The organism is Rhizobium sp. UFLA01-1127 (assembly GCF_059803845.1).
Window position 1 is genome coordinate 43,028 of record NZ_JAUQTZ010000036.1, and the last position, 8,677, is coordinate 51,704.

Annotated in this window: 9 protein-coding genes and 1 pseudogene; 3 read left to right on the forward strand and 7 right to left on the reverse strand. The window is 61.9% G+C overall.

The window, feature by feature from the left end; all coding sequences use genetic code 11:
- Nucleotides 1-103: 103 nt before the first annotated feature.
- From Q4Q11_RS11735 to Q4Q11_RS11745, 3 genes are read right to left on the reverse strand one after another with little or no spacing between them, the layout of a single operon-like run.
- Nucleotides 104-1,330: an NAD(P)/FAD-dependent oxidoreductase gene (locus Q4Q11_RS11735; protein ID WP_498569579.1), complete on the reverse strand. Its 1,227-nt coding sequence runs from the start codon at nt 1,328-1,330 to the stop codon at nt 104-106.
- Between the two features lie 10 nt (nt 1,331-1,340).
- Nucleotides 1,341-1,652: a MocE family 2Fe-2S type ferredoxin gene (locus tag Q4Q11_RS11740; RefSeq protein ID WP_112512862.1), complete on the reverse strand. Its 312-nt coding sequence runs from the start codon at nt 1,650-1,652 to the stop codon at nt 1,341-1,343.
- Nucleotides 1,653-1,679: 27 nt separating this feature from the next.
- Nucleotides 1,680-2,768, reverse strand: a complete 1,089-nt coding sequence (locus tag Q4Q11_RS11745; protein ID WP_112512861.1) for a fatty acid desaturase family protein — start codon at nt 2,766-2,768, stop codon at nt 1,680-1,682.
- Between the two features lie 150 nt (nt 2,769-2,918).
- Between Q4Q11_RS11745 and Q4Q11_RS11750 the strand changes: the two genes are divergently transcribed.
- Nucleotides 2,919-3,947, forward strand: a complete 1,029-nt coding sequence (locus Q4Q11_RS11750; protein WP_112512860.1) for a LacI family DNA-binding transcriptional regulator — start codon at nt 2,919-2,921, stop codon at nt 3,945-3,947.
- A gap of 159 nt (nt 3,948-4,106) precedes the next feature.
- The gene (locus Q4Q11_RS11755; RefSeq protein ID WP_498569580.1) at nt 4,107-4,919 is read left to right on the forward strand and encodes a TIM barrel protein; all 813 of its coding nucleotides are present in this window, start codon (nt 4,107-4,109) and stop codon (nt 4,917-4,919) included.
- 86 nt (nt 4,920-5,005) lie between these two features.
- On the opposite strand, the gene cobM is transcribed toward Q4Q11_RS11755, so the two are convergent.
- The gene (cobM, locus tag Q4Q11_RS11760; RefSeq protein ID WP_498569581.1) at nt 5,006-5,764 is read right to left on the reverse strand and encodes a precorrin-4 C(11)-methyltransferase; all 759 of its coding nucleotides are present in this window, start codon (nt 5,762-5,764) and stop codon (nt 5,006-5,008) included.
- Between the two features lie 19 nt (nt 5,765-5,783).
- A complete protein-coding gene (cbiE, locus tag Q4Q11_RS11765) occupies nt 5,784-7,010 on the reverse strand; it encodes a precorrin-6y C5,15-methyltransferase (decarboxylating) subunit CbiE (protein WP_498569582.1) in 1,227 nt (408 codons plus the stop codon).
- On the opposite strand from cbiE, the gene Q4Q11_RS11770 reads away from it, so the two are divergent.
- Nucleotides 7,009-7,779 (forward strand): cobalt-precorrin-6A reductase, encoded by a 771-nt coding sequence (locus Q4Q11_RS11770; protein WP_498569583.1) that lies wholly within the window; start codon nt 7,009-7,011, stop codon nt 7,777-7,779. The two genes, cbiE and Q4Q11_RS11770, sit on opposite strands and share 2 nt — an antisense overlap.
- On the opposite strand, the gene Q4Q11_RS11775 is transcribed toward Q4Q11_RS11770, so the two are convergent.
- Together Q4Q11_RS11775 and Q4Q11_RS11780 are read right to left on the reverse strand one after the other, a co-directional pair.
- Nucleotides 7,743-8,507, reverse strand: coding sequence for a precorrin-3B C(17)-methyltransferase (locus Q4Q11_RS11775; protein WP_498569584.1), 765 nt, complete (start codon nt 8,505-8,507; stop codon nt 7,743-7,745). The two genes, Q4Q11_RS11770 and Q4Q11_RS11775, sit on opposite strands and share 37 nt — an antisense overlap.
- Nucleotides 8,504-8,677 (reverse strand): annotated as a pseudogene (locus Q4Q11_RS11780) (precorrin-2 C(20)-methyltransferase); the annotation flags it as partial. The gene Q4Q11_RS11775 and the pseudogene Q4Q11_RS11780, both read right to left, overlap by 4 nt.

The following is an 8,677-nucleotide window of genomic DNA, read 5'->3' on the forward strand; positions in this document are numbered from 1 at the left end:
GAATCAAAGAAGTAGAGCATGATGTCATCCGAAAACCGATCGCACTTTTCGGCATCATGCTACAGGCCGAACAGACCTAAAATCATCCGACTCTTGGGCGATCTCATGCTGCAAGCAGCGACTTCAGTTTGACGCTGCTTGCCGCCAGAGCAGCATGATCCGGATGCGCGCGTGCGGCGATCAGCATTTCGGCGAGGCGGATATCGCGCGCGACGGCATTGCCGCGTCCGATGCCGCTGGCGGCGAGCAGCCGCCCGTCCGTCCCGAGATGGAAGAGAATGAATGCCCCGTCATCGAGTTCGCGCCGCACATGCGTAACCGCCTCATCCGCCAGACCGGAGATCTGCAAGGTCAGGTCATACTGGTCGGACCAGAACCATGGCACGGCGGATATTTCTCTGTCTTCTCCGAGCATGCTGGCGACGGCCAGATTGGCCTGTTCCTGCGCATTGCGCCAGGATTCGAGGCGAACGCGTCGTCCGTCGTAAAGCGCCAGCGGAAACGAGCAGCAGTCGCCTGCCGCATAAATGTCGGCAAGGGAGGTCTCCAGCCGCTCGTTGACGGCAATGCCGTTGTCGATCGCAATGCCCGCTTCGGCGGCAAGCGAGACATTCGGCAGGGCGCCGATGCCGACAAGCAGCAGATCCGCGGAGATCACTTCGCCGCCCGCCAGGTGAACGACCGCCTTGTCGGCCTCTTCCCGCACCGTTTCGATAATCTGTCCGCAGCGTATATCGGCGCCTTCTCGGAGGTGCCGTTCGGTAATTGCTTCGGCGATTTCCTCTGGCACGCCTCGCTTCAACACGCGCGGCAGGCCTTCGATAACGGTGACGTCGGCACCGCGCATACGCGCCGTTGCCGCCAGCTCGAGACCGATGAAGCCGCCGCCGATGATGGCGATGTGCCGCCCAGGGAGAAGGGCGGCATGCAAAGCCATCGCATCCGCATGAGTGCGCAGCACGCGGATACGACGGGATGCGCCGTCGATACCGGGAAAGTTGCGTGCCGAAGCTCCGGTCGAAATTAGAAGCTTGTCGTAGCCGAGCGTCTGTCCGCCTGCGAGACTGACCGTCTTGGTGACGGGATCGATCGCCGTCACCGTCGTATCGAGCCTTAGATCGATCGATTGCTCCTGATAGCGCTGCACTGCGGCGACGAACTTTGGTTCCGGCGCCTGGCCCGATCCGCTCTTCGAAAGCGGCGGTCGTTCGTATGGGGCCAGCGGCTCTGCGCCGATCAGCGTGATGTCGCCCTCAAATCCCTTTTCCCGAAGCGCGAAGGCGGCGCGGGCACCGCATTCACCGGCGCCGACGATGACGAAATGCGGCATGTTTACCTCCTCAGAGCCCGATGAAAACGATACCGTTTTCGATCTTGACCGGATAGGTCTGCAGATCGACGCAGACCGGAGCGCCCTTGGCTTCGCCGGTGCGATAGTCGAAGCGGCCGTTATGCTTCGGACATTCGATGATGTTGTCCATGACGAGACCGTCGGCAAGATGGATCTTCTCGTGGGTGCACAGGCCGTCGGTGGCGAAATAATCATCCTCGGGGCTGCGATAGACGGCGAAGGTTCGTCCACCATGGTCGAAGCGGATGACATCCTCTTCGTCGATCGCATCAGCGGCGCAGACTTCGATCCAGTTGCTCATTGATTTTCCTCCCATTGCATGTCCGGTTTATTGAGCGGCCGCAGCCGGAAGTTCGCTGTGAAATTCCTCGCGATAGGGCCGTGCCGTCTGCGGCAGCTCACGTTTCAGGAAATAGTCCTCGTTGCGCAATTGCCGCAGGAATGCCGGGATCATCTCGCGATAGCCGGACCAAATGGACGGATTGGCCGCCGGCAGGTCGTGCTTGATCATCGAATGCAGCTTCGGCAGCGCGTGGTAGGGCACCATCGGGAACATATGATGCTCGACATGATAGTTCATGTTCCAGTAGATGAAGCGGCTGATGGGGTTCATCATGACGGTGCGGCTGTTCAGCCGGTGGTCGATGACATTGTCTGCAAGGCCGCCGTGCTGCAGCAGACCGGTCAGAACGTGGTGCCAGGCGCCATAGAGGCGGGGGAGGCCGATCAGCATCAGCGGCAGGATGGAGCCCATGGCGATGGCGCTCGCAATAGTGACGATATAGATGGCAAGCCAGATGCGGGCGATGCGAATGGCCTTCGGCTGCTCCATTTCGGGAATGAAGGTCTTTTCCGCAGCACTGACAACGCCGCAGGCATTGCGCAGCATATCGGCCATCGCATGCCAGCCATCGAGGATGCCGAAGAAATTGAGAACCAGGCGGAAGAGGTCCGGCGGCCGCATGACGGCGATCTCCGGGTCGCGGCCGACGATGACGGTATCGGTGTGGTGGCGCGCATGGCTCCAGCGCCAGGTCACCGGATTGCGCATGATCATGAAGCAGGCGATCTGATAGACCGCGTCGTTCATCCAGCGTGTCTTGAACGCCGTACCATGGCCGCATTCATGCCAGCGGCTGTCCGAGGCAGAACCATAGAGTACACCGTAGGCAAGGAAGAAGGGGACGCAGATCCACGAACCCCAGAAGTAGACGCCAAGCGCGGCGAAGATCACCATGCTGCCGAGCCAGATGATGGTGTCGCGGATCGCAGGCGCATCCGAGCGCTGCATCAGTGCCTTCATGTCCTTGCGCGCGATATCCGTGTGATACCATTCGGCCGCGGCAAGTCCGGTTTCCACCGCTCGCCTGCCGCTTGCGCCGAGCAGATCGTAGTCACGCTTGATTATCGTCGTCATTCCTGCCTCCCGCGATGCGCAGCGGCACACCGCCCTTGATGCCGGAAACGATAGAGCGACTTTTCGCTTGCCTCAATGCATGAATGATGGAATCTATCAAAACATATCATCGCGACCATGCGATGATGATAAATTCCATCAGGAGCGATTATGCGTCGTCCCACCATAGCGGATCTTGCCAAGGCGTCCGGCGTCAGCGTCGCCACCATCGATCGTGTGCTGAATGGGCGCCATCGCGTGCGGGAGGAAACGGCACGGCGCGTCTATGAGGCGGCGCAGGAAATCGGCTATCATGCCGTCGGTCTCCTGCGTCAGCGCGTCTTCGAGGATCTGCCGCAATATCGGTTTGGTTTCGTCCTGCAAAAGCCTGTTCAAGCCTTCTATCAGGCTTTCGCCAGGGAGATTGCAGCGGCGGCACAGGCGGTGACGACGGCGCGGATCAACGCCCAGATCGACTTCGTCGCAGCCTCGACACCGACGGCGATTGTCGAGAAGCTGAAGATAGTCGCCGCCCGAAGCCAGGCGGTCGCACTCGTGGCGCCGGATTATCCGGCCGTCACGGCCGCGATTGACGAATTGAAGGAGAAAGGCATTCCGGTCTTTTCCCTGCTGTCCGATTTCTCCACCACGGCGCGTCAGGGCTATATCGGCGTCGACAATCGCAAGGTCGGGCGTACCGCTGCCTGGATCATCGCGCGTTCGGCGCGTCGCCCGGGCAAGGTGGCATGCTTTGTCGGCAGCCATCGCTTCCTTGGGCATGAGTTGCGCGAAATCGGTTTTCGGTCCTTTTTCCGCGAGAATGCGCCAGATTTCGAGGTGCTGGATACGCTCATCAATCTCGATACGCCGGAAATCACGCATGAGGCGACGCTCGATCTTTTGCAAAAGCACCCCGACCTCATTGGCTTCTACGTCTGCGGCGGAGGCATGGAGGGAGCGATTTCCGCCATTCGCGAGGAGCGGCTGTCTGGCAAGCTGATTGCCGTCGTCAACGAATTGACGCCGGAATCGAGGGCGGCACTTGCCGATGATGTCGTCGCCATGGCGATCGGCACGCCGCTGCCAGCGCTTTGCAAGGAACTGATGAGCCTGATGATCAAGTCCGTCGAGAGCGACGAAGCTGCCGTTCCCGGACAAAGCTTCCTGCCGTTCGAAATCTTCCTTTCGGAAAACATCTGACAAGGATGATGTAATTCTATCATTGTCCCAAGAATTCTATCAGGAATGATGGCTGAAGCCGATGGAAGAAAGGCAGGAATATCGCTAGTCCTTCGCAAAGCAGGCGCGGCGGATTTGGAATGTCTCCGCGGCCGGATGCCTTGAGGAGGAGTGACCATCATGAGTTCCATTCGTTTCGCGCTCAATCATATGTGCGCGCCGTCCCTGAAGCTGGAATCGTTTTTCGCCGCTGCAAAAGAGCTCGGAATCGACAGCGTGGAGATCCGCAACGATCTCGCCGGCAATGCGATACTTGACGGGACTCCGGCGAAAGCCGTTAGGGAATTGGCCGAGCGCCAGGGACTTACCATCATCTCCATCAATGCGCTGCAGCGCTTCAATGAATGGAACGACGAGCGTGCCCGGGAGGCGGCGGAGCTGATCGATTATGCCCGTGATTGCGGCGCGAAAGCCCTTGTGCTCGTTCCGGTCAATGACGGCAGCGGCCGCGAGCCGGAGGTGCGGCGCGCCAATCTCCGCAAGGCGCTGTTGGCCCTGAAGCCGATGCTGGATGCTTCAGGCATTGTCGGTCTCGTCGAGCCGCTCGGCTTCGATATCTGCTCGCTGCGCCTGAAGAGCGAAGCGGCTGATGCCATCGAGGAACTCGGTGCGAGATCCACCTTCCTCCTCGTGCACGATACCTTCCACCATCACCTCGCCGGCGAGGCCGCAACCTTCCCCGAGCTGACGGGTCTCGTGCACATTTCCGGCGTCAGCGATGCCAATGTTGCGGTCGCCGACATGCGTGATCCGCATCGCGTTCTGGTCGATGCCAGCGACCGCCTCGACAATGTCGGCCAGTTGCGTGCCCTGCTTTCTGCCGGCTACGCCGGCCCCGCTTCGTTCGAACCCTTTGCCCCGGCTGTGCATGCTCTGAAGGAACCTGTGGCCGCGATCAAGGAGAGCATGGCCTATTTGACGGGCAAGCTCTGACAAGCTGAGTTGTCCGTGGGAGGGGATGAGGTGCAGGTCGCTGAAGCGGACGCCTCGCTGAACTTCACTCACCAGTCGGCAAGGGTCTATTGCCGGCCGCGGAACCGGCGCTGGTAGGTAGGATCGTAGAGCGAGCTTTCGCGGAAATCGCTCGCGGCAAGCGAGCGGCCGATGAAGATCAGGGCGGTGCGCTCGATTGGTTCGGCCGCCACCTGTTCCTCGATCGTGGCGAGGGTGCCCCGAATGATCCGCTCGTCAGGCCAGGATGCCTTGACGACGATCGCAACCGGGCAATCGGCGCCGTAAAGTGGCGTCAGCTCTTCAACGACCTTTTGAAGCGCGTGGATTGCGAGATGAATGGCGAGCGTTGCGCCAGTCACGCCGAATTTTTCCAGCGTCTCGTTATTCGGCATCGGTGAGGCGCGGCCCGACACCCGCGTCAGAACCAGGCTCTGAGCCACGGCCGGGATGGTCAATTCGCGCCCGAGCGCGGACGCGGCGGCGGCGAAAGCCGGAACACCCGGCGTCAGCGTATAGTCGATGCCATGCTGCTCAAGGCGGCGGATCTGCTCGGCGACTGCGCTCCAGACGGACAGGTCGCCGGAATGCAGGCGTGCAACGTCTTCGCCTGCTGCCGCGGCCTTGAGATATTCCGTCTCGATCTCGTCAAGCGACATCGGCGCGGTGTCGATGATGCGTGCGCCGGGCGGACAATATTGCAGCAGTTCGGGCGAAACGATCGAGCCGGCATAGAGGCAGATCGGGCATTTGCCGATCAGATCCCGGCCGCGCACGGTGATCAGGTCGGCGGCTCCCGGGCCTGCGCCAATGAAATGCACTGTCATCGCTATACCTCGTTCTGAATTATGGCTTGGTCCACGACCATTGCGTCACCGGCATGGCCGGCCGCCAGCCGGTCATGCGGCCGACAGGGGCGGCGCGCGCAATGTCGATGCGGATCAGAAAGCCGCCCCGGCGTGCCTGTTCGGCAAGCAGAAGCGCTTCCATTTCGGTCGTAACCGCATTGGCGACCAGCCTGCCGCCGCTTTTCAAACGGCCGATCGCGGCGTCGAGCACACCGGCGTCACTGCCGCCGCCACCGATGAAGATCGCATCCGGCGTAGGCAATCCCGCAAGGGCATTCGGTGCCTCTCCCTCGACAACGGTCAGGCCCGGCACGCCGAAATTCGCAGCGTTGCGACGGATACGCGCCGCGCGCTCGGTCGATGCTTCCACGGCAATGGCGCGCAGCGAAGGATCGGCCAGCATCCATTCGATGCCGATCGAACCGGAACCGGCTCCGATATCCCAGAGCAGCTCACCGTGACGCGGGGCCAGCGCCGAGAGTGTGATTGCACGGATCTCCCGCTTGGTGATCTGGCCGTCATGTTCGAAAAGCTCATCAGGGAGACCGGCACTCAGCGATAGGATTCGCGCACCTGTTTCGGCCTTGACCTCGACGCCGCATATATTCAGATCGTTGATGCCGGATAGGGCAAAGTCAGCTGCAGTTTGCCGCGTGACCTTCTCGTGCGGGCCGCCGAGCGCCTCCAGAACCGTAAGCTCAGACTGACCGAAGCCGGAGCTTTGCAGCAGGGCCGCCAATTCGGCAGGACCTTTGCCGTCAGACGTCAGCACCAAGATTTTGCGGCCAGCATGCAGATGCGGCCGGATCAGATCGATCGGCCGTCCGTGCAGCGAGAGAACCGTCGTCTCCTGCAAAGGCCAGCCCAAGCGCGATGCTGCAAGGCTGAAGGAGGATGGGGCCGGAATGACGGTCATTTCACCGATTGGAACGTATCGCGAAAGCGTCGCCCCGACGCCGTACAAGAAGGGATCGCCTGAGGCGAGAACCACTGTTGGCCTGCCGCGCCGGGCAAGCACCGCTTCGATAGATCTTTCGAATGGCGAAAGCCATTGATGCGTTTCGCCCGTGATCACAGGGCTCATCAACTCGATATGGCGGGCACCGCCAAAGATGGCCGGTGCCTCGGCGATCAGCCGTTTGGCCTCGTCGCCGAGCCCGGCTGGACCATCTTCGCCGATGCCGATAAGAGTGAGCCAGCGTTGAATTGAAGGTGTTTCAGCCATGGGCAAGGCCCACATTCTGATCCTGGGCGGTACGACGGAAGCCCGCGCCTTGGCGGCAACCCTCGGCTCCCGCGCCGATCTGGACATTGTCCTGTCGCTTGCCGGCAGAACCGCCGATCCGGCTCCGCAGCCCGTTCCGGTGCGCAGCGGCGGTTTCGGAGGCGCGGAAGGGCTTGCCCGCTATCTGCGGGAAGAGGCAATCGGTCTCTTGATCGACGCGACCCATCCTTTTGCGGCCCGCATCTCCGCCAATGCTGCGGAAGCGGCGGCCCAATGCGACGTGACTGCTTTTGCGCTGCGCCGCCCGGCCTGGGTGCCGGTCGAAGGTGATGACTGGCTTTCTGTGCATAGCGTTTCGCAGGCTATCGCTGCACTCGGCGCCAAGCCCTTGCGGGTCTTCCTGGCGACCGGCCGGCAGGAGGCGCATCAGGCGAACGCGGCGCCGCAACACTATTACTGGGTCCGCAGCGTCGATCCCGTCGAGCCGCTGCTGACGGTGCCTCATGTCAGTTATATCCACAGTCGAGGGCCGTTCCGATTGGCGGATGAGCTCGACATGCTGCAAAAACATCAGATCGAGGTCGTGGTTACCAAGAACAGCGGCGGCGAGGCGACCTATGCCAAGATCGAGGCCGCAAGACTGCTTGGCATCAAGGTGATCATGATCGAGCGCGCTGAGGCGGCCGGTCTGCCGGTGGTCGAAACGGTGGAGGCTGCACTCGGCCGGATCGATCATTTTGCCTCTTCCCTGATGAAGCGCGGCGTATAGACCAGATCCGGGCGCCCTTCGCGGGCTATGACGCGCGTTTCAGCCGAGCCGATGATGACGCAGGTCGCCATATCCGCCTGCGACGCTTCGGCATCGGCGAGCCGAGCCACCGTCATGCGCTCGTCAGGCCGACCGGCGGCCCGCCCGAAGATGACAGGTGTTTCACCGGGCAGTGCGGCGCGCACGATTTCGAAGGCTTTGCCGAGCTGCCAGGGCCGCGCCTTGCTGATCGGATTGTAGAGCGCGATCACGAAACCGGCCTCGGCAACCGCACGAAGCCGGTTTTCGATGAGAGGCCAGGGTTTCAGATTGTCCGATAGCGAGATGGCGCAAAAATCGTGTCCGAGAGGGGCGCCGATGCGGGCTGCGACCGCAAGCATGGCCGTAATGCCCGGCACGACGACGAGATCGACTGCACGCCATTCCGCAGGACCATGATCGATTGCCTCGCAGACGGCGGCCGCCATGGCGAAGACGCCCGGATCGCCGCCGGAGACGACGCAGACGTTGATGCCGGCCGAAGCCCGCTGCAGCGCCGCTTTGGCGCGATCAAGCTCCTCGCGATTATCAGATGCCTGGCGGATCTGGTCGCTGCGCAGCGTCAGGCGGTCGAGATAGGGGCCATAGCCGTAGAATTCATGGGCGTCGGCGACAGCGGCCAGTGCCTCCGGCGTCGTCTGCTCAGGCTTGCCGGGACCGGTGCCGATCACATAAAGACGCCCACTCATGGTCTTCCTTCCCAACCGGGGACGAGGACCAGCGAGAAATAAGGTGCCTCGGCATCGTCGCGGCTGGCAAGCGGCGTCATGGCGCCGTTCGCCATCGTGCCGCGCTCGACATAGATGGCCTCGTTCAGCCGGCCGGCCGCATCGAGCGCGCGGCGGATTTTCGGCAGGTT

What these genes read in the sequence shown, in the direction of transcription:
- Q4Q11_RS11755 (WP_498569580.1), top strand. Translation starts at nt 4,107, where the DNA reads ATGAGTTCCATTCGTTTCGCGCTCAATCATATGTGCGCGCCGTCCCTG.
- cbiE (WP_498569582.1), bottom strand. Translation starts at nt 7,010, where the DNA reads ATGGCTGAAACACCTTCAATTCAACGCTGGCTCACTCTTATCGGCATC.
- Q4Q11_RS11745 (WP_112512861.1), bottom strand. Translation starts at nt 2,768, where the DNA reads ATGACGACGATAATCAAGCGTGACTACGATCTGCTCGGCGCAAGCGGC.
- Q4Q11_RS11775 (WP_498569584.1), bottom strand. Translation starts at nt 8,507, where the DNA reads ATGAGTGGGCGTCTTTATGTGATCGGCACCGGTCCCGGCAAGCCTGAG.
- cobM (WP_498569581.1), bottom strand. Translation starts at nt 5,764, where the DNA reads ATGACAGTGCATTTCATTGGCGCAGGCCCGGGAGCCGCCGACCTGATC.
- Q4Q11_RS11750 (WP_112512860.1), top strand. Translation starts at nt 2,919, where the DNA reads ATGCGTCGTCCCACCATAGCGGATCTTGCCAAGGCGTCCGGCGTCAGC.
- Q4Q11_RS11735 (WP_498569579.1), bottom strand. Translation starts at nt 1,330, where the DNA reads ATGCCGCATTTCGTCATCGTCGGCGCCGGTGAATGCGGTGCCCGCGCC.
- Q4Q11_RS11740 (WP_112512862.1), bottom strand. Translation starts at nt 1,652, where the DNA reads ATGAGCAACTGGATCGAAGTCTGCGCCGCTGATGCGATCGACGAAGAG.
- Q4Q11_RS11770 (WP_498569583.1), top strand. Translation starts at nt 7,009, where the DNA reads ATGGGCAAGGCCCACATTCTGATCCTGGGCGGTACGACGGAAGCCCGC.